The organism is Microbulbifer bruguierae (genome assembly GCF_029869925.1).
In the GTDB taxonomy this organism is placed as follows: Bacteria; Pseudomonadota; Gammaproteobacteria; order Pseudomonadales; family Cellvibrionaceae; genus Microbulbifer; species Microbulbifer bruguierae.
Window position 1 is genome coordinate 1,122,118 of record NZ_CP118605.1, and the last position, 18,879, is coordinate 1,140,996.

General features: G+C 57.2%; 15 protein-coding genes. 3 read left to right on the plus strand and 12 right to left on the minus strand.

Features of this window, described 5'->3' with window-relative positions; translation table 11 throughout:
- Positions 1-69 precede the first annotated feature (69 nt).
- From rpoS to tilS, 12 genes are all read right to left on the minus strand, one after another.
- Positions 70-1,137, minus strand: a complete 1,068-nt coding sequence (gene rpoS, locus PVT68_RS04795; RefSeq protein WP_280321501.1) for an RNA polymerase sigma factor RpoS — start codon at positions 1,135-1,137, stop codon at positions 70-72.
- 228 nt (positions 1,138-1,365) lie between these two features.
- A complete protein-coding gene (locus tag PVT68_RS04800; RefSeq protein ID WP_407666140.1) occupies positions 1,366-2,139 on the minus strand; it encodes a peptidoglycan DD-metalloendopeptidase family protein in 774 nt (257 codons plus the stop codon).
- 265 nt (positions 2,140-2,404) lie between these two features.
- Positions 2,405-3,361 (minus strand): DUF368 domain-containing protein, encoded by a 957-nt coding sequence (locus PVT68_RS04805; protein WP_280321504.1) that lies wholly within the window; start codon positions 3,359-3,361, stop codon positions 2,405-2,407.
- Positions 3,361-4,032, minus strand: a complete 672-nt coding sequence (locus tag PVT68_RS04810; protein ID WP_280321505.1) for a protein-L-isoaspartate(D-aspartate) O-methyltransferase — start codon at positions 4,030-4,032, stop codon at positions 3,361-3,363. Before PVT68_RS04810 ends, PVT68_RS04805 begins: the two co-directional genes overlap by 1 nt.
- A 117-nt stretch (positions 4,033-4,149) precedes the next feature.
- Positions 4,150-5,160: a tRNA pseudouridine(13) synthase TruD gene (truD, locus tag PVT68_RS04815; RefSeq protein ID WP_280321506.1), complete on the minus strand. Its 1,011-nt coding sequence runs from the start codon at positions 5,158-5,160 to the stop codon at positions 4,150-4,152.
- Positions 5,153-5,638, minus strand: coding sequence for a 2-C-methyl-D-erythritol 2,4-cyclodiphosphate synthase (gene ispF / locus PVT68_RS04820; RefSeq protein ID WP_280321507.1), 486 nt, complete (start codon positions 5,636-5,638; stop codon positions 5,153-5,155). Before ispF ends, truD begins: the two co-directional genes overlap by 8 nt.
- Positions 5,635-6,387 carry a 2-C-methyl-D-erythritol 4-phosphate cytidylyltransferase gene (gene ispD / locus PVT68_RS04825; protein ID WP_280321508.1) on the minus strand — a complete coding sequence of 251 codons (753 nt, stop codon included), beginning with the start codon at positions 6,385-6,387 and terminating at the stop codon, positions 5,635-5,637. The genes ispF and ispD overlap by 4 nt, the downstream gene beginning before the upstream one ends.
- Positions 6,384-6,698, minus strand: coding sequence for an FtsB family cell division protein (locus PVT68_RS04830; protein ID WP_280321509.1), 315 nt, complete (start codon positions 6,696-6,698; stop codon positions 6,384-6,386). The genes ispD and PVT68_RS04830 overlap by 4 nt, the downstream gene beginning before the upstream one ends.
- A 241-nt stretch (positions 6,699-6,939) precedes the next feature.
- Positions 6,940-8,226 (minus strand): phosphopyruvate hydratase, encoded by a 1,287-nt coding sequence (eno, locus tag PVT68_RS04835; protein ID WP_280321510.1) that lies wholly within the window; start codon positions 8,224-8,226, stop codon positions 6,940-6,942.
- A gap of 105 nt (positions 8,227-8,331) precedes the next feature.
- Positions 8,332-9,177 (minus strand): 3-deoxy-8-phosphooctulonate synthase, encoded by an 846-nt coding sequence (gene kdsA, locus PVT68_RS04840; RefSeq protein ID WP_280321512.1) that lies wholly within the window; start codon positions 9,175-9,177, stop codon positions 8,332-8,334.
- A gap of 119 nt (positions 9,178-9,296) precedes the next feature.
- Positions 9,297-10,925, minus strand: a complete 1,629-nt coding sequence (locus PVT68_RS04845) for a CTP synthase (RefSeq protein WP_280321514.1) — start codon at positions 10,923-10,925, stop codon at positions 9,297-9,299.
- Between the two features lie 125 nt (positions 10,926-11,050).
- Entirely contained in the window at positions 11,051-12,352 is a 1,302-nt protein-coding gene (gene tilS, locus PVT68_RS04850) for a tRNA lysidine(34) synthetase TilS (protein WP_280321516.1), read from the minus strand.
- Positions 12,353-12,590: 238 nt separating this feature from the next.
- Here tilS and PVT68_RS04855 point away from each other — a divergent pair, with 238 nt between their 5' ends.
- The 3 genes from PVT68_RS04855 (at position 12,591) to PVT68_RS04865 (ending at position 18,876) form a co-directional block, all read left to right on the plus strand.
- On the plus strand, positions 12,591-14,186 hold the full coding sequence (locus PVT68_RS04855; protein WP_280321518.1) for an endo-1,4-beta-xylanase: 1,596 nt from the start codon (positions 12,591-12,593) through the stop codon (positions 14,184-14,186).
- Positions 14,187-14,493: 307 nt separating this feature from the next.
- Positions 14,494-15,948, plus strand: coding sequence for a sugar porter family MFS transporter (locus tag PVT68_RS04860; RefSeq protein WP_280321519.1), 1,455 nt, complete (start codon positions 14,494-14,496; stop codon positions 15,946-15,948).
- A gap of 306 nt (positions 15,949-16,254) precedes the next feature.
- Complete coding sequence (locus PVT68_RS04865) at positions 16,255-18,876, plus strand: glycoside hydrolase family 3 protein (RefSeq protein ID WP_280321521.1); 2,622 nt, start codon at positions 16,255-16,257, stop codon at positions 18,874-18,876.
- Positions 18,877-18,879 lie beyond the last annotated feature (3 nt).

Consider the following 18,879-nt stretch of genomic DNA (forward strand, 5'->3'; position numbering starts at 1 on the left):
GGTCGATAAAAAAAACCCACAATCAACGTTGCGGGTTTTTGTTTAAGGGAGAAGGGCCAACCTGTCGCGTTACAAATTCGCAAACAGTGACATACCATCCAGTCCCTGTGACTCCATCACTTCACGAAGGCGCTTCAGAGCATCTACCTGAATCTGACGCACACGTTCGCGAGTAAGGCCAATTTCTCGCCCTACCTCTTCAAGCGTGCTTGCTTCATAGCCTCGCAATCCAAAACGGCGAGAGACCACCTCACACTGCTTGTCCGGCAATTCACCCAACCAACGGTTGATACTGTCAAACAGATCTTCATCCTGTAACAATTCCGCCGGATCAGACTCCTGTTGGTCAGGAATGGTATCCACCAGGGTTTTTTCAGATGATGGCCCTATAGGGGTATCGACAGACGTTACCCGTTCATTCAAGCCCAGCATCCGCTCAACATCTTCCACCGGTTTTTCCAGCAAATTCGCGATTTCATCTGCAGATGGCTCATGGTCGAGCTTCTGGGCGAGTTCACGAGATGCACGGAGGTAAACATTGAGTTCCTTGACCACATGTATCGGCAGACGAATTGTGCGTGTCTGGTTCATGATCGCACGCTCAATGGTCTGACGAATCCACCAGGTGGCGTAGGTAGAAAAGCGGAAACCGCGTTCGGGATCAAATTTCTCTACAGCCCGGATCAACCCGAGGTTACCTTCCTCGATAAGATCCAGCAGAGCCAAACCGCGACTGACATAACGGCGGGCGATTTTGACAACCAGCCTGAGGTTGCTTTCAATCATGCGCTTACGCGCTGCCGCGTCACCGCGCAGGGCTTTGCGAGCGTAGTAAACTTCTTCTTCTGCGGTCAGCAGGGGAGAAAATCCGATTTCGTTGAGATACAACTGGGTTGCATCGAGGTTTTTCTGCCCGTGGGTATCATCCAGCTTGCGGATGGCTACTTTTTGAGGGGCAGTTTTTTTTATTTTTTGAGAACTTTCTTCTTTGGAGAATACTTCAGAGTTTTTTTTTGCCGACTTCTTCCTTGTGCGGCTAGTTACTGCTTCAGATATGGATACTTCATCATCCATAGGTTCGGGCGAATGATCTGATCTGGCACTGAAATCCAGGTGATCGTGACGTTGCGCTTCCATTTCCCCAACTCCTTGTACTTTGCCTGTGTCAGCCGCATTGACAGCTTGCGATTGCTGAACCGGTCACTGCCGATGCGACAGTCTCCGTTCCCGGCAACTCACCTCCAATGGTGAGTAAGGTCACTGCAGGGCAGTTACTGCCGATCCCGGTGACTACCTCAAGTGGTTATCAATAAAAGTCCATTTTTATTACACAGCAGCGTAAAGGCTGGCAGACAATTGCGCCGATCAAGGCAAGTAGACCGCAGGGTCTACCGGCTGACCGTTCCGGCGAATTTCGAAGTGGAGCATATCGCGGTCGGTACCACTTGAACCCATTTCCGCTATCCGTTGCCCCACTTTGACCTTCGCCCCCTCAGCCACAAGGAGTTTGTGGTTGTGGGCGTAAGCACTGAGGAAGACCTCGCTGTGCTTGATGATCAAAAGCTTACCGTAACCTCTCAGTGCGCTTCCGGCATAAATCACTGTGCCATCCGCCGCTGCCAGAACAGATTCCCCCTTTTTCCCGGCGATATCAATACCTTTACGGAGGGGGTTGTTGGGCTGAAATTTGGAAATGACCCTGCCCTGAGCCGGCCAGCGCCAATTTATGTCATTTTTGTTGCTGTCCGAAATTGACGTTTTTGAGATTTTTTTCGGCGCCGAGGAAGTAGCGGTTTTACGTTTGGTTGGCGCGGTAGAGACTGCTTTTTTCACAGGAACCGTCGGTGTTGGCACTGTCTCATAAGATACCCGACCAGCCAGTTTCAGGCGCTGCCCAGGAAAAATTTGGTAGGGTGAACGGACCCCGTTAATTGCCGCTAACTCTTTGAAATCTTTACCATATCTCCAGGCAATCGAATACAGAGTCTCACCTTTACTGACAATGTGATGCTGAATTCTCTGGCTGGGCGGCTGCGTCAGGGAAGAAGTGGGAGCCAGATTGTTGGCGCAAGAAACTACACTCAGGCTAAACAACAAAACACTCATTACCCTGACAAACAGAGCCCACCAATGGCGCATAAAACCACAGAAAAATTTTCTGTTACCACCTGAAAAAAGTCGATTTTTATGCCGTTCCATTATTCTCTTTTTACATCAACGAAAAGCATTTATGGAAAAAGTGTCTAAAGAAATTCAATGCCCCCAGGTTGCTGACGGCAAAAATTTCTGATGCTTTCAGAACCGATCAGCAACGCCGCTACAGGGAAAAATATCCTCTCAAAACCCATTAAAACCGAAAGATTCCCCCCCCCTTTTTACTATGCAGGGACAACCTTTCAGCCAATCACCCCTGGACAACTTTCCCACTATGGCGCCAATGCAGCCATTCTACGCCCAGCACCAGGACCACCGCGGCACAGGCGGAGACCGCCGCGCCCAATACATAAGAAGGCTGCCCAGATACCAGGGTGAAATGATCGGGTAACACATTCGACAGCATCGGAGCCAATTTATTACCCGGCAGATCCCCTGTGGTATCGGAGGCCAACTTCCAGGGCCAGACAATTTTCAAACTACCCAGCAAAATTCCCACAAGGAAAGACAGGGTTAGCGCGGGAAAGCGGTGCATCAGCCAGGACAACAGGCGACTGAACAGTAGCAAGCCAGTAGCAGCGCCGGCAGCAAACCATCCCAGGGCACCAAACTGCAGTTCGTGGACTGCGGCGATTACCCGGGGATAGATCCCGATCATCAGCAGAATAAAAGAACCGGATATACCGGGCAGAATCATCGCGCAAATCGCCAGAGCCCCGGAGAAAAAGAGAGCATAAGGCGTTGCGCTGACTTCCCGGGGTCGCATTTCGCTAACCAGAATGGCTAATGCGATGCCGACCGCCAATGCCAGCCAGCAATGCCAGGACCAACGAGGTATCCGCCGGACTATAGGCACAACCGAGGCGAGGATCAGACCAAAAAAGAAACTCCAGACCACAATGGGGTAATGCTCCAGCAAATGGCTGATCAATTTGGCCAGGCTGAAGATACTGATGAGAATGCCGGTAAAGAGCGCCAGCAGAAAGCTTCCATTAATCTCCCGCCAAGCGGCCGCGATACCATCCCGAAACAACGTGGTCACGGTGCGCGGGCCAATCCGACTGATTGAATCCAGCAGCTCCTGATAAATACCGGTAATAAAGGCGATGGTACCGCCGGATACCCCGGGCACGACATCTGCTGCGCCCATCGCCAGGCCACGTGCTGCAATACCCCAGTAGCGACTGTTCAAGATTTTTTCAGACATTAGCGCACCACTCCACTTAGCAGGGGCACAAAGCGCACGGGTTCGGCCTTCTCCACGTCAAATCGGCTGCCATCTTCACTGCGGGTCACTATGGTCAGATACTGGCTATCACTACCTACCGGAATCACCAATACGCCGCCGGGGGCCAATTGCTCGCGTAATTCATCGGGAATGGAGGCTGGTGCGGCGGCACAGAGAATGGCGTCGAATGGCGCCTGCTCCGGCCAGCCAAAGCCGCCGTTACTGAGGCGCATTTCCACATTGAAAATCCCCAGCTCGCGCATACGCTGGCGCGCTTTTTCAAGCAATGGGGCGATGCGTTCGACGGAGTACAGCTTGTCGACCAACCGGGCGAGAATCGCTGTCTGGTAACCAGAACCTGCGCCGACCTCCAGCACACGGGCTCGCGACTTGGCCCTACTCAGCAACAATTCGGTCATTCTGGCAACGATATAGGGCTGGGAGATGGTCTGGCCGTATCCAATTGGCAGAGCAGTATCTTCGTAGGCACGAATGGCAAGCGCTTCATCCAGAAACAGGTGACGGGGCGTTGACCCCATCACGTCCAGCACTTCTTCACTGCTGATTCCCTCTTCGCGCAACCGCTGAATCAGGCGGTTGCGGGTGCGCTGGGACGTCATGCCCAGCCCTTCATGTCTCAATCGATCCATAAGGACCCTCGGTCTCCCTGAAAGCCGTTCGCCGATCCCCAGTTACAACGTCTTCCGGCGATGGACAGAAGACGCTGATGCGTCACCGGTCACAGTTTGTTGTCGTTTATATACTCTTTATTCTATGGTCCCGGCGGACTGATTGGCCAGCTCCGCCACTTCGCGCAATACCGCGGTGGCAAAGGTACCCGGTGGCAGAGCGAATTCCAGGATCAGGCCCTGCTCGTGCCACTGATAGCGAAAGCCATCCGGAGCCAAAACCAGTGAGCGGCGTTCCTGGCTCAGTCCGTTGTGTTCCAGCCAGTTCTGCCAGCCCTGCCAGGGCGCCATGGCAGCCTCTTCCAGGGCCAACTGCTGACCCGCCGCAAGGTTCCTGCCCCGCCCCCATAGGGGACCGGAACTATAGTGCTCGGACTCACCTTCCAGGGGTTGTTTCCAGTTAGTTTGACGCACTCTCTCAGCCAGCACCTGGTTGAACAACCAGCTGCGAGCGGCAGAAAGGGCAAACCCTTTCTGATTCCGCGGCAGACGCTGACGTTTGCCGGCAACCTGCTCGGCAACAACCCGGTCCACCAAATCCAGGTTACCCCCGTCACGACCAAAGCGCTGCTCACCGAAATAGTTGGGAACCCCTTGCGGAATAAGGGCAAGTACCTGTTCTGCCCGCGCGAGATCACCGCGCACATTGCGCAGGGTGATTTTAAAACGGTTGCCTATATGCTCCCCACGCCGCAGTTTGCGCGGACCGCGAAAGTGCTGAAGTAATGTAATCTCTTCACTCTGAATACCGGACCAGTTCGGCTCAGGCTTCTGTGCCAGCCACACACTGAACCATTGGGTAGTAACCGCATGACGGTCTTTGAGACCGAAAAAACCCACATCGTTGGAATTGACCCCGGCCAACCTGGCCAGCTGCTGGGCAACGTAGCCGGTGTTGGCACCGCGTTTGCGGATCTGTAGATAGACGTGTTCACCCTCCCCCGCTTGGGGTGCGGCAAGTTCGTCCACCACGAAGTCTTCCGGTTCGGTGCGGAAATCGCCAGTAATGGCGGTACCGCCCAGTGCCCGCGGCCAGTCGAGATCCCAGCGAGAGTGAGGGGCGGGAGATGTAATCGATATGTCAGTCACGAAGAGCTTCCAGTAAAACCACTGCCTGAGCAGCGATGCCTTCTTTGCGGCCGGTAAACCCCAGCTTTTCACTGGTAGTGGCTTTGACACTAACCCTGCCGATATCTACCTGGCAGTCGATGGCGATGTTTTCCCGCATCTTGTCGATATGGGGAGCCATTTTCGGTACCTGCGCGACCAGGGTGGCATCGGCGTTGACCAGGTGATAGCCGCGCTGATGAATCAGGCTCACGACATGGCGAAGCAGACCGCGGCTGTCGGCCCCGGAATAGGCCGCGTCGGTATCGGGGAAGTGTTTGCCGATATCCCCTAGGGCCAGCGCGCCAAGTAAGGCGTCCGCCAATGCATGTAGCAGAACATCGCCGTCAGAATGGGCGACTAACCCCTGGTCGTGGGGAATACTGACGCCTCCAAGGACGACGTGATCACCGGAGCCAAAGGCATGCACATCAATGCCCTGGCCAATTCTGAAACTCATGTCTCTGTTCCTGATTGAATTTGTTCACTTTGATACTGCAGCAAGGCTTCCGCGAGAATCAGGTCCGCTGGATGGGTTACCTTGAAATTGCTGCGGCAGGCGGCCACCAGTTCGGGCTGGTAGCCGGCCAACTCCAGTGCACTGGCCTCGTCGGTAATGAGCGCCGGGGATTTGCTCATTCCCCGGCGAAGGCACTTTCGCAGCAGTTCCAGTGGTGCTTTCTGCGGCGTCTGCGCGAGCCAGATTTCTTCTCTGGGCAGGGTGTGTTTTACCCTCGCCTGTCCTTCTGCGCTTGTTGCCTGCTTGATGGTGTCACTGGCTGGCTGCGCAAGCAGTGCTGTGGGCGCTGCTGCCAACAGTTTTTCTATATCCGCCGGTTTGACCAGGGGGCGGGCCGCATCGTGCACCAGCACAGTCGTGTCCGGCGCAGCTACCCCACTCAAATAATCCAGGGCTGCAAGTACAGAATCGGCCCGCTCTTTGCCGCCAGCGACGGTGTGAACCTTGGGATTACTGGCCTGAGGGAGCTTCTGGAATTCGGTGTCGTCTGCAGCAATAGCGACGACAATGCCCGCGAGCCGGGGCCAGCTGAGAATGTTGTTCAGGGTCTGGGCAATCAGCGGTATGCCGGCCAGCGTCAGGTACTGTTTGGGCTTATCTGCCCCCATGCGCTTGCCGGAACCGGCAGCGGGGACTACAGCCCAAAAACCATCCTCAGGCCGAGGAGTCAGATTCTGCGAGGAGGTCATTCTTTCTGGCGCTCTTTGTCGCCACGCGAGCTCTGCTTTTTGGGATCGAGAAAGATAAACAGCGTCTCGCCTTCTTTGATCAGACCGAGATCATAGCGAGCTTTGGCTTCCACGCCGTCGGTGCCTTCTTTAAGACTGCGTACTTCGCGAAGAAGCAGGCGATTTTCCCGCTCGAGAGCCGCGTTTTTCTGCTGCTGTTCGTTGAGCTGCCGCTCCAGCCGTGTCACTTCCGCAAAACTGCCCTCACCCACCCAGAGTCGAAACTGGGTCATGAGCAGCAAGACGGTAAGAATTGCCAGCAGCCATTTCATTTCTGTTGTTCTCTTCCGGCTTTTGAGGTCCGCACGGTAGTTGGTCCGTGGCGGCTCCGCCGCCGGTAGTTGTTCGCTAGACACGGGCTAAGCGCCCCCTCAACCCATCCCTGGGGGCTCTTCCGCGACATCCCTGTCGCAGAAGGTCTAGCGGCCAACTACCGGCGTCGGAGCCTTCGCATCAGAGTCTTGCTTGTCGAGCCTCGATGCGACTCTCAGCCAGTTTACCGGGCTTGCCGAATTACTTGAACTCAGCGATGCCGCGGTAAGGCGCCTTGCCTTCCAGCTCGGCTTCGATGCGCAGCAGACGGTTGTACTTGGCTACGCGATCGGAGCGGCACAGGGAACCGGTCTTGATTTGGCCCGCAGCAGTTGCAACCGCCAGGTCGGCGATGGTGGTGTCTTCGGTCTCACCGGAGCGGTGGGAGATGACGGCGGTGTAGCCAGCGTCTTTGGCCATCTTGATCGCATCCAGGGTTTCGGACAGGGAGCCGATCTGGTTGAACTTGATCAGGATGGAGTTACCCACGCCCTTCTCGATACCTTCTTTCAGGATCTTGGTGTTGGTAACAAACAAGTCGTCGCCCACCAACTGTACTTTCTCGCCGATTTTGTCGGTAAGGATTTTCCAGCCGTCCCAGTCGCTCTCGTCCATGCCGTCTTCGATAGAGATGATCGGATAGGTCTCGGACAGCTCTGCCAGATAGGAGGCGAAACCTTCGCTGTCGAATTCCTTGCCTTCGCCGGCGAGTACGTACTTACCACCTTTGTAGAATTCGGAAGAAGCGCAGTCCAGGGCCAGGGTGATGTCGTCACCCAGTTTGTAACCGGCAGCTTCGACGGCTTCGGCGATTACTTTCAGCGCGCCTTCGTTGGACGGCAGATTCGGAGCGAAACCACCTTCGTCGCCAACAGCGGTGTTCAGCCCCTGAGCAGACAGCACTTTCTTGAGGGAGTGGAAGATCTCGGCACCCTGGCGCAGCGCTTCGGCGAACGTCTTGGCTTTTACCGGCTGGACCATGAACTCCTGAATGTCGACGTTGTTGTCGGCGTGCTCACCACCGTTGAGGATATTCATCATCGGTACTGGCAGAGTGTACTGACCTGCAGTGCCATTGATTTCGGCGATGTGCTGATACAGGGGAACGCCCTTGGCAATCGCGGCAGCTTTGGCAGCGGCCAGGGATACGGCCAGAATGGCATTGGCGCCCAGCTTGGATTTGTTTTCGGTGCCGTCGGCATCGATCATGGCCTGATCGAGCGCGCGCTGCTCGGTAGCATCCATACCTACCAGTAACTTGGCGATTTCACCGTTGATGTTTTCAACGGCTTTCAGTACGCCTTTGCCCAAGTAACGGCTTTTGTCGCCGTCGCGCAGCTCGAGGGCTTCACGAGAGCCGGTGGAAGCGCCAGATGGTGCACAGGCAGAACCAACCGCGCCACACTCGAGAATCACATCGGCGTTAACGGTGGGGTTACCGCGGCTATCCAATACTTCAAAAGCTTTTACAGCAACAATCTTGCTCATCGTTACAACGGGCTCCTTGTTAAGAGATAAAGTGAGTTTGTCAGGTTAACGTTCAGTGGCGCTTACCCGCGCCGCCTCTTGTGATTATTCGTTTTTACAATCCGGCTACTTGGTATCGAGGGACTCGAAGCCTTTTACCAGATCGTCGACAGCTTTCATTTGTGCCAGGAACGGCTCCAGCTTTTCCAGATGCAGTGCGCTGGGTCCGTCACACAGCGCTTTTTCCGGATTCGGGTGCGCTTCGAGGAACAGACCGGCGATACCGATGGCGAGACCGGCACGCGCCAGTTCGGTGACCTGGGCGCGGCGACCACCGGAAGCGGCACCACCCGGATCGCGCATCTGCAGCGAGTGGGTCACGTCAAAAATCAGTGGGGCGCCGCCCGAGGCGTCGATCATGGTTCGGAAACCGAGCATATCAACGACGAGGTTGTCGTAGCCAAAACAGGCGCCGCGTTCGCACAGGATGATTTTTTCGTTGCCGCCTTCGGCAAATTTCTCAACCACGTTCTTGACCTGCGGCGGACTCATGAACTGGGGCTTTTTCACATTGATAACGGCACCAGTGGCGGCCATCGCGGCAACCAGATCGGTCTGGCGCGCGAGGAATGCCGGCAGCTGGATAACGTCGACTATCTCGGCCACCGGCGCAGCCTGGTGAGGTTCGTGAATATCAGTGATCAGCGGAACACCGAAAGTCTTTTTGATTTCTTCAAAAATTTTCAGGCCTTCTTCCATTCCCGGTCCACGATAGGAATGAATGGAGGAACGGTTGGCCTTATCGAAGGATGCCTTGAATACGTAGGGAATACCGAGCTTTTCGGTCACTTGCACATAGTGCTCGGCCACTTTCATGGCCATATCCCGAGACTCCAGTACGTTCATGCCACCGAACAGGGTGAACGGCTTGTCGTTGGCAACCTGCAGATTGCCCACTTCGATGGTTTTCATACTCTTTTTCTTCCTGAGCCAGACGCTTCCTGAGCCAGATATCCTCTGGCCATCGCTGCAGTTCTTTCCGCCCGGGCAAGTGATGACCAAGGCCAACCACCTGCCCGCAACCGGTTATTTTATGTCCGCTTGTACTTCAGTGCTGCGGCAACAAAGCTCTCGAACAGCGGGTGACCGTCGCGCGGGGTGGAAGTAAATTCCGGGTGGAACTGGCAGGCAACAAACCAGTTGTGCTCCGGCAGCTCTACCATTTCCACCAGAGTGTCATCTGCGGACCAGCCACCGATTTTCAGGCCGGCTTTCTGCAGACGATCAACATAGTTGTTGTTCACTTCATAACGGTGACGGTGACGTTCGACGATGACATCTTTACCGTAGATTTCGCGCGCCTTGGAATCTTTGGCCAAACGACATTCCTGGCCACCGAGACGCATGGTACCGCCCAGGTCAGACTTCTCGTCACGCTTCTCGACCTTGCCTTCGCTGTCGATCCACTCGGTGATCAGGCCGATGACCGGGTGCGGAGTCTTGGTGTTGAACTCAGTGCTGTTGGCGCCTTCAAGGCCAAGAACATTGCGCGCGTACTCGATCACTACCGATTGCAGGCCGAGGCAGATACCGAGGAACGGTATATTGTTTTCGCGGGCATAGCGAACGGATTCAAGCTTGCCTTCAAGACCGCGCTCGCCGAAACCGCCCGGCACCAGAATGGCGTCGGCATCCTTGATCAGGTCGAGGCCATTTTCCCCTTCCACATCTTCGGCGTTGATGAAGTCGATATTCACCTTGGTGCGGTTCTTGATGCCCGCATGGACCAGAGATTCGATCAGGGATTTATACGCATCCAGCAGCTCCATGTACTTGCCGACCATGGCAATCTTGATTTCGTGCTCCGGATTCAGCTTGCCATCAACCACCTCGTCCCACTCGGACAGATCAGGCGCGGCACATTCCAGCTGCAGTTTTTCCACCACGATCTCGTCGAGACCGTATTCGTGCAGCATACGCGGCACACCGTAAATGGTTTTGGCGTCGGGCAAAGGCACTACCGCGCGCTCTTCCACGTTGGTAAACAACGCGATCTTGCGGCGGGAGTCATCATCGATGGCGCGCTCGGAGCGGCACAGCAGGATATCCGGCTGCAAGCCAATGGAACGCAGCTCTTTCACCGAGTGCTGGGTCGGCTTGGTTTTGGTCTCGCCAGCGGTGGCGATATATGGCACGTAGCTGAGGTGCATCAGCAAGGCGCGGTTCGCGCCCATCTCTACGCGCAGCTGGCGCACGGACTCCAGGAACGGCTGGGATTCGATGTCACCTACGGTACCGCCGATCTCGACGATAGCGACGTCCACATCCCGGCCACCTTCGATCACACGACGCTTGATTTCGTCGGTAATGTGCGGGATCACCTGCACGGTGCCGCCCAGGTAATCACCGCGGCGCTCTTTGCGCAGCACGGTTTCGTATACCCGACCGGTGGTGAAGTTGTTGCGCTTGGACATGCGCGTACGAATGAAGCGCTCGTAGTGGCCCAGGTCCAGATCCGTCTCGGCGCCATCTTCGGTCACGTAGACCTCACCGTGCTGGAAGGGACTCATGGTGCCCGGGTCTACGTTGATGTAGGGGTCGAGTTTGAGAATCGTGACCTTGAGGCCGCGGGCTTCAAGAATAGCGGCCAGAGAGGCGGAGGCGATACCTTTCCCCAATGAGGAAACCACGCCGCCAGTGACAAAAATGTAGCGCGTCATGCAAAACCTTGGTCAGTTGAATGCCCGACGGGTTCGGGCGTGCGGGACTGGCTCGGGGCGCGCAGCCTCGCGCAACCCGGTGCCATTGAGATGGGACGCCAGACTACCAGAAAGGCAGATTCTGCTCAATCCAAAAACCGCCAGATTGGCGGCGATACCGGGCCGTCGACGGTGACGAAAAGGTCGCCAACCGCGACCAGAGTCTCGCCGCGAAAGACAAGGGGCACCCGATCTCGCAACCAGGGCGGAAGCGCGTACTCCTGCAGCAGCCTTTTCAGGGTCTGGGAGTGATGGCGCTCTCGCGGTTTGGCCCTTTCGCCGCCACGGCGAAATTGGACCATGTAGTCCGCCGCGGGCCAGTCTGGTGAAGGAGCCAGTATCCATCCTTCCGACAACTTCAACTCGTGAACCCCATCCCACTGCCACTCAACCTCATCGAATCGTTCCCGGGGCTGTAATTGTGGTGTGAGGAACAGGCGATCACGATAGCGACGCAATACCATCCCGCCGAGAGGCACTGCCGGTATCGCATCTTCCACAGCTTGGGCCTGATGCAGAGCCTGCTGTAAATGCGCGGCTTCGGGCATCGGCGCCCCACAATTATGCAACCAACCGCGCAGCAGGTTTTTTTGTCGGGCGTTGGAGAGCGCCAAAAAGGCGGCGAGGTCGATACTCAAGCCGAAGCTTTCCCGCCGAACCCCGCAGCGCTGCAAGTCCTCACCCGCCAGGTCCTGTAACAGACCCGCCGCCTCGCGCAGGTTTTCTGCCGACCGGGAGACCCGTTCCAGCAGCGGCCAGCGCGCGGCCAGCGGAGGCACCACCTGCTTGCGAATATAGTTTCGATCAAGCGCCAGGTCCGAATTGCTGTCGTCTTCGACCCACTCCAGCCCGGATGCCCGTGCGTAACATTCCAGCTCCGCGCGGCTTGCCCCTAACAGTGGCCGCAACAGGCTCCGGCCTTCGTCGGGATCGCCCACAGATCGCCACTCGGCCATCGCACCCAGGCCTAGTACTCCGGCGCCGCGAAGCAGGCGCAACAGAAAGGTTTCGGCCTGATCATCACCATGCTGAGCCAGTAGCAACTGATCACCCGGAGCCATCACCATGTCAAACGCGCCGTAGCGGGCCTTCCGTGCGGCCTGCTCCAGCCCCCCTTCCTTGCGGCGCACCTCAACGTTACGCGCGACAAGAGGCACCCCCAGTTTGCCCGCCACTTCCTCACAATGGGCCTGCCATTCGTCTGCCCGTGCACTGAGACCATGGTTTACATGTACGGCGCCAAATGGCACCTGCACACGGCACAGCAGGTGCAGGAGAACCGTGGAATCAAGTCCACCGGAATACCCCAACCACAGGCGGCCAGGCGCCGGGTGACGCTTCAGGGCATCCCCGAGCAAGCTGATGAGTTTTTCGCTAACGGCTGTCACGCATTTAGTCCGGCGGTCGTTTGCCCGGGAGTATACCCGCCCATGCCCGTGCGCTCACGGGCCAGCGGTGGCGCCTGCCACCCACACAAGATAGTCCAGACGACCACAAGGTAGACATGGCGCACAAAACGGGCCTGCGCGTATTCCAGCCGGCAAGGCCGGCACGTCCCATTGATGTGTCCCAGGGTCCCGGGAGCACAGAAATTCAATCCATCGAAAATAAGAGAACACAATAGCGATGAAAACGTTCAACTTCCCATTAGCGTTGCAGCGTTCCAGACTGCTGTTCCGCCGAGCGAGCGGTACCCTCGCACTCATCATTCTCGGCACGAGCGCCAGTGATGCGCTCGCAAGCTGTGAATACAATATCAACAGTGACTGGGGTAGCGGTTTCGTTGCCAGTGTCCGCGTGACCAATGACACCGCCGGGTCGGTGAATAGCTGGCAGGTGCAGTGGCAATACAGTGGCGACAACCGCATCGTGCATCACTGGAGCTCGGACATCAGCGGCAACAACCCCTACACAGCCAGCAACGCGGCCTGGAACGGCAGTCTGCAGCCGGGACAGACCGCCGAATTCGGCTTTCAGGGCACCGCAAGTGGACCCGCGGAAGTGCCACAGGTGACCGGTTTGCTGTGCGATGGCGGCTCTTCCTCTGGCGGATCTACATCAAGCAGCTCATCGTCTAGCAGCTCGTCATCCAGTAGCTCTTCCTCTAGTTCCAGTAGTTCATCTTCTAGTTCCAGCAGCTCCTCGAGCTCGTCTGGCAGTTCCTCTTCCAGCGGCTCTTCATCTGGCGCCTCCGCGGAAAACCTGTACAGCCTTGCACCATTCCCCATCGGCGTGGCGGTGTCTGCCGGCTACGAGAACCGCAGCTTCCTCAGCATTGCGGAAAAACAGACCAGTATCGCCCAGCACTTCAGCCAGCTTACTGCCGGCAACATCATGAAGATGAGTTATCTGCACCCATCGGAAAACACCTACGATTTCGCCAATGCGGACCAGATGGTGAACTGGGCGGAAACCAACGGCATCGGCATCCATGGTCACACTTTTATCTGGCATTCGGACTATCAGGTCCCAAGCTGGATGCAGAGCTACAGCGGCGATTTCCAGGCGATGCTGGACGACCATGTCACCACCATCGCCGACCACTTCGCCGGTAGCGTGGACAGCTGGGACGTGGTGAATGAAGCTATCGATGAAAACCAGTCCAGCTGCTATCGCAACTCCCTGTTCTACCAGCGAGCCGGCGCAGGTTATATCGCCAACGCCTTCCGCGCCGCGGACGCCGCAGACCCGAATGCCGACCTCTATTACAACGATTACGACACCGAAGGCGGCAATAGCAACAAACTGAACTGCCTGCTACAGATCGTCGACGGCTTGCAGGCGGACGGCGTGCCCATCGACGGCGTGGGCTTCCAGATGCATGTGCAGATCGACTGGCCTTCCACGTCGCAGATGCGCACCGCCTTCCAGGCCATCGTCGATCGCGGACTCAAGGTGAAAATCACCGAGCTGGATGTCCCGGTAAACAACCCCTACGCCTCTACACCCTTCCCCCAGTACACCAGCTACACCACCGAAGTGGCAGCGCTGCAGAAAGCCCGTTACAAATCCATCGTCGAGGCTTATCTCGACGTGGTTCCGACAAATCTGCGCGGCGGTATAACAGTGTGGGGGCTGTGGGATGGTGACAGTTGGTTGCTGGACTTCAGCAACCGCCAGGGCGTGGACGATTGGCCGCTGCTGTTCAGCGGACCAGCGAATGGTCCCTATGAAGAGAAGGCAGCGTTTGATGGCGTAGCCGAGGCACTGCTGGGCCAATAAACTCTACGACCTCTTAATACCCGATGCCCGGTTCGCGCAGCGGATCGGGCATCCCTCTCTGCCGGATGTCCCACCTATTTCCCGCTTCCCACACAAACTGGGACGGACTGATCGCAAATTCCAGGTCCAACTTTAGGATTTTTCCCAAAGTAGGACGCTTTTCCATCGACCGAACGTCACCATAGAGACTCCCCCTGTGCGGGTGTCTGTGCAGTACATCTGTGCGCACAAGTAAAACAACAACTTCATAGACCGTGGCGAGCCCCCGTTGCCCGTTCACCCACAATAAAAATGCAGGTAGTCAATCATGCAAGCGATTGAGAACTCCATCGATGGTATCCAGGGCGCTGCCCAGAGCCGTCAAGACGCTCCACCACTCCCCTTTATCGTGCTGATCTGCGGTGTCGCCACCATCGGCGGGTTTCTGTTCGGTTTTGACAGTGGCGTGATCAACGGCACCGTCACCGGGTTGCAGCAGGCGTTCAATTCCAACACGGCCGGTACCGGCTTCAACGTGGCGTCCATGCTCCTCGGCTGTGCCGTGGGCGCCTTCTTCGCCGGCCGCCTGGCGGACCTGTGGGGGCGAAAAACCCTGCTGCTGATCTCGGCAGTACTATTCGTGATCAGCGCCTGGGGTTCCGGTGTTGCCAGTAGCTCCCCGGAGTTTGTGTTCTACCGTATTCTCGGTGGTCTGGCGGTGGGTGCGGCGAGCGTGATGTCACCGGCTTACATCAGTGAAATCGCCCCGGCGGCGATTCGCGGGCGCCTGATCACCATCAACCAGATCGCGATTATTTCCGGACTGTTCGCGGCGTTTGTCAGCAATTACTGGCTGGCGAATACCGCAGGTTCTGCGGTGAACGAATGGTGGATGGGGTACAGCGCCTGGCGCTGGATGTTCTGGATCGAAATCGCGCCGGCGGCACTGTTCTTTCTCGCCCTGCTGTTGATCCCGGAGAGCCCGCGCTACCTGGTGCTGTCCAAGCAGACCTCCCGCGCCACCGAAGTACTGCGCAAGCTCTATGGCGAGTCCGCGGTCAACGACAAGCTGGAAAGCATCCGCGAATCCGTGGCTGGTGATCACCGTCCGCGCATGTCGGACCTGCTGGAAAGCGCCGGCCAGCGTGTGGGCAAGTTACGCAAGATTGTGTGGGTCGGCATTGGCCTCGCGGTGTTCCAGCAGCTGGTGGGCATTAATGTGGTGTTCTACTACGGCGCGGTTCTGTGGCAAGCGGTGGGCTTTTCCGAATCCGATGCCCTACTGATTAATATCATTTCCGGCGGTGTGAGTATCGCAGCCTGCCTGATCACCATGACGCTTATCGACAGGATCGGCCGCAAACCGCTGCTGCTGGGGGGCTCCATCGGTATGGCGGTGACCCTCGGGCTGGTGGCGTTCGCCTTTGCCAACTCCGCCCTGGTCGATGGCAAGTTACAGCTATCCGAAAGCATGGGCCTGCTGGCACTGGTCGCGGCCAACGCCTATGTATTCTTTTTCAACGGTTCCTGGGGGCCGGCCATGTGGACCATGCTGGGGGAAATGTTCCCGAACCAGATCCGCGGCTCTGGCCTGGCAGTTTCCGGCCTGGCCCAGTGGGTGGCCAATTTCGGCATCACTATGACCTTCCCGATCATGCTCACCGGTATCGGCCTGGCAGGTGCGTACGGTATCTACACCCTGTTCGCGCTTCTGTCCGTGGCCTTTGTGCTGTACATGGTGCACGAGACCAAAGGCCTGGAACTGGAGCAAATGCGCGGCTGATTCCCACCCTCTCGCACGTCCTTTCACCCAAAAAAGGGGGAATCAATTCCCCCTTGCCCGCTCTCAGAGCGCACCTTGTAGGCCAATGGATGGCTTTGCCGTTGCAAGGATGCTTTTTTCTCTATTCCCCACCACTGGGGCTTTTTTTCAGACGTCTCGTGCGTCTTAATGGCGGGGAAGTGAGGCTGCTTAGCTGCTCGCCACACCAACCGAATCCTGGCTTTTTCATGGGCGCTCCCGCTTATACCCTTTCTCGGGAGCGCCCGCTTTTTTCGCTGCTCAAGAATAACGACCACCGGAGCGACCATGACTTATTTCACCGGTAACCTTGCCGAACGCCACGTCAAACGCCTCGCCGCCTGCATTGCACTCGCCGTCGGACTGACTGCCTGTGGCGAGTCCAGAGAAACGCAAGCCACGGCCGAGCCAGAGGTTACTCCGGAAACCCCCGCCAAGGTTGGCACCGCGGCCTCCTCACTCGAACACTGGCCGACCCTGCAACCCGCCCTGCCCCGCGACGAAGCACTGGAAGTCCGCATCGCCGGCCTGCTGGCGCAAATGACGCTGGAAGAAAAAGTCGGGCAGATGATGCAGGCGGAAATCAAATCCATAACCCCGGAAGAAGTGAAGCAGTATCACATCGGCTCCATCCTGAACGGCGGTGGTACCTTCCCGAATAACGACAAGTTCGCCACTCCGGACGACTGGCGCCAGTTGGCGGACGACTACTTTGCCGCGTCCATGGATACCTCCGACGGTGGCGTAGCCATTCCTATCATCTGGGGCAGCGATGCAGTACATGGTCACAACAATGTGATTGGTGCGACCCTGTTCCCACACAACATCGGCCTTGGCGCCGCCCACGATCCAGGGCTGATCCGCCGCATTGGCGAAGCCACCGCCCGCGAAGTAGCGGTGACCGGCGTGGACTGGACTTTCGCTCCCACCATTGCGGTGGTGCGCGATGACCGTTGGGGCCGCACCTTCGAGAGCTATTCCGAAGACCCCGATATTGTCGCCGCCTACGCCCGCGAGATGATCAAAGGTATCCAGGGGGATAAAAACACAGAAGAGTTCCTCGATGGCCGACACCTGGTCTCCGCCGCCAAGCACTTTGTAGGCGATGGCGGGACCACCCGCGGAATCGATCGCGGCGATACCCAGGTGAGCGAAAAGGAACTGGCCGAGATCCATGCGGCCGGTTACTTCACCGCACTGGAATCCGGCGTGCAATCGGTAATGGCCTCCTTCAACAGTTGGAATGGGAAACGCCTGCACGGGCACAAATATCTGCTCACCGATGTACTGAAAGAACGCCTGGGCTTTGATGGCTTTGTCGTGGGCGACTGGAACGGCCACCGCTTTGTAGATGGCTGTACGGTGGACAGCTGTGCCAATGCCGTCAATGCCGGTCTCGACATGTTTATGATTACCGCCGAGTGGAAAGCACTGCTGAAAAACACCATCGCCCAGGTAGAAAGCGGTGAGATCCCGATGAGCCGGATCGACGACGCGGTAAGCCGTATCCTGCGGGTAAAAATCCGCGCCGGACTGTTTGAGCGCGACCGCCCGCTTGCGGGCAAATCCGGCGTTCTGGGCAGCGCTGAACACCGCGCTATCGCTCGCGAGGCCGTGCGCAAATCTCTGGTACTGCTGAAAAACAACGATCAGCTGCTCCCCGTCGACGCACGCAAAAATATTCTGGTCGCTGGTAATGGCGCCAATAATATTTCCAAACAAAGTGGAGGCTGGACAATTTCCTGGCAGGGTACCGGCAACACTGCGGAAGATTTTCCTGGTGCGACCTCAATTTTCACTGGTATCAAACAGGCGGTAGACGCTGCTGGCGGCACAGTATTGCTAAGTGAGAACGGCGAACTCGCTGCCGATGCCTTCAATGGAGAGAAGCCGGATATTGCTATCGTGGTCTACGGTGAAGATCCCTACGCTGAGTGGCATGGTGACCTCGCCAGTATCGAGTTCCAGCTGGGCAGCAAGGAAGACCAGGAGCTGCTGCAAAAACTCAAAGCACACAAGATTCCTGTCGTCAGCGTGTTCCTCTCCGGCCGCCCGCTGTGGGTGAACAAGGAGCTGAACCTGTCTGACGCCTTTGTGGCAGCCTGGCTGCCAGGCTCCGAAGGCGCAGGCGTTGCCGATGTACTGCTCACCGACGACGAAGGTAACAAGCGCTACGACTTTACCGGTCGCCTCTCTTTCAGCTGGCCGGAGCAAGTTCACCAGACCGTCATTAACCGCAACGATGAAAATTACGCGCCGCTGTTTTCCTACGGCTACGGCCTCGACTATTCAAGCGATGTACAGTTGGCCAACAACCTGAACGAAGACGGCGAGTCATACGTTGACGGCAACCTGGAAGATGCCTGGTTGATGGTGTCGCGCCCACAAGCCCCCTGGAAACTGTTTATTGCCGATGGTGAGCAGGAGCCACTTTGGGTGAGTGGCAATCTCGCCAGCAGCGCGGATAACAATATCACCGTTGCTTCCATCGACATGTTGTCACAGGAAGATGCCCGTGCGCTGAGCTGGAAGGGGCTCCGCGCCGGCAGTGTATTGCTGCAAACCCAGAAGCCCCAGGACATGAGCCGCTACTTGAACGAAGCCGCGGCCCTCACCATGGACATCCGTGTGGATCAGGCGCCGCAAGCACCAGTATTTGCACAGATCGCCTGTGACGGCGACGATTGCAATGGCGCCCTGCCCCTGCAACAGGCACTGAACGAGCTACCCAAGGGCGACTGGTCACAGATCTCCATCGACCTTCAATGTTTTGCCAAAGCCGGCACTGACTTCACCCGGGTGTCCCAGGGGTTGTCGTTCCGCAGTGAAGGCAAGCTGTCGATGGCAGTGGCCAATATCAAGTTTGTCCCCGGCGCCGCAGAGCGGGCCGCCATTCGCTGCGAGAGCTGAATC

Coding starts and splice junctions, on each gene's coding strand:
- PVT68_RS04845 (WP_280321514.1), bottom strand. CDS start 10,925: ATGACGCGCTACATTTTTGTCACTGGCGGCGTGGTTTCCTCATTGGGG.
- PVT68_RS04805 (WP_280321504.1), bottom strand. CDS start 3,361: ATGTCTGAAAAAATCTTGAACAGTCGCTACTGGGGTATTGCAGCACGT.
- rpoS (WP_280321501.1), bottom strand. CDS start 1,137: ATGGAAGCGCAACGTCACGATCACCTGGATTTCAGTGCCAGATCAGAT.
- ispF (WP_280321507.1), bottom strand. CDS start 5,638: ATGAGTTTCAGAATTGGCCAGGGCATTGATGTGCATGCCTTTGGCTCC.
- PVT68_RS04800 (WP_407666140.1), bottom strand. CDS start 2,139: ATGCGCCATTGGTGGGCTCTGTTTGTCAGGGTAATGAGTGTTTTGTTG.
- PVT68_RS04865 (WP_280321521.1), top strand. CDS start 16,255: ATGACTTATTTCACCGGTAACCTTGCCGAACGCCACGTCAAACGCCTC.
- kdsA (WP_280321512.1), bottom strand. CDS start 9,177: ATGAAAACCATCGAAGTGGGCAATCTGCAGGTTGCCAACGACAAGCCG.
- PVT68_RS04830 (WP_280321509.1), bottom strand. CDS start 6,698: ATGAAATGGCTGCTGGCAATTCTTACCGTCTTGCTGCTCATGACCCAG.
- PVT68_RS04855 (WP_280321518.1), top strand. CDS start 12,591: ATGAAAACGTTCAACTTCCCATTAGCGTTGCAGCGTTCCAGACTGCTG.
- PVT68_RS04810 (WP_280321505.1), bottom strand. CDS start 4,032: ATGGATCGATTGAGACATGAAGGGCTGGGCATGACGTCCCAGCGCACC.
- ispD (WP_280321508.1), bottom strand. CDS start 6,387: ATGACCTCCTCGCAGAATCTGACTCCTCGGCCTGAGGATGGTTTTTGG.
- PVT68_RS04860 (WP_280321519.1), top strand. CDS start 14,494: ATGCAAGCGATTGAGAACTCCATCGATGGTATCCAGGGCGCTGCCCAG.
- eno (WP_280321510.1), bottom strand. CDS start 8,226: ATGAGCAAGATTGTTGCTGTAAAAGCTTTTGAAGTATTGGATAGCCGC.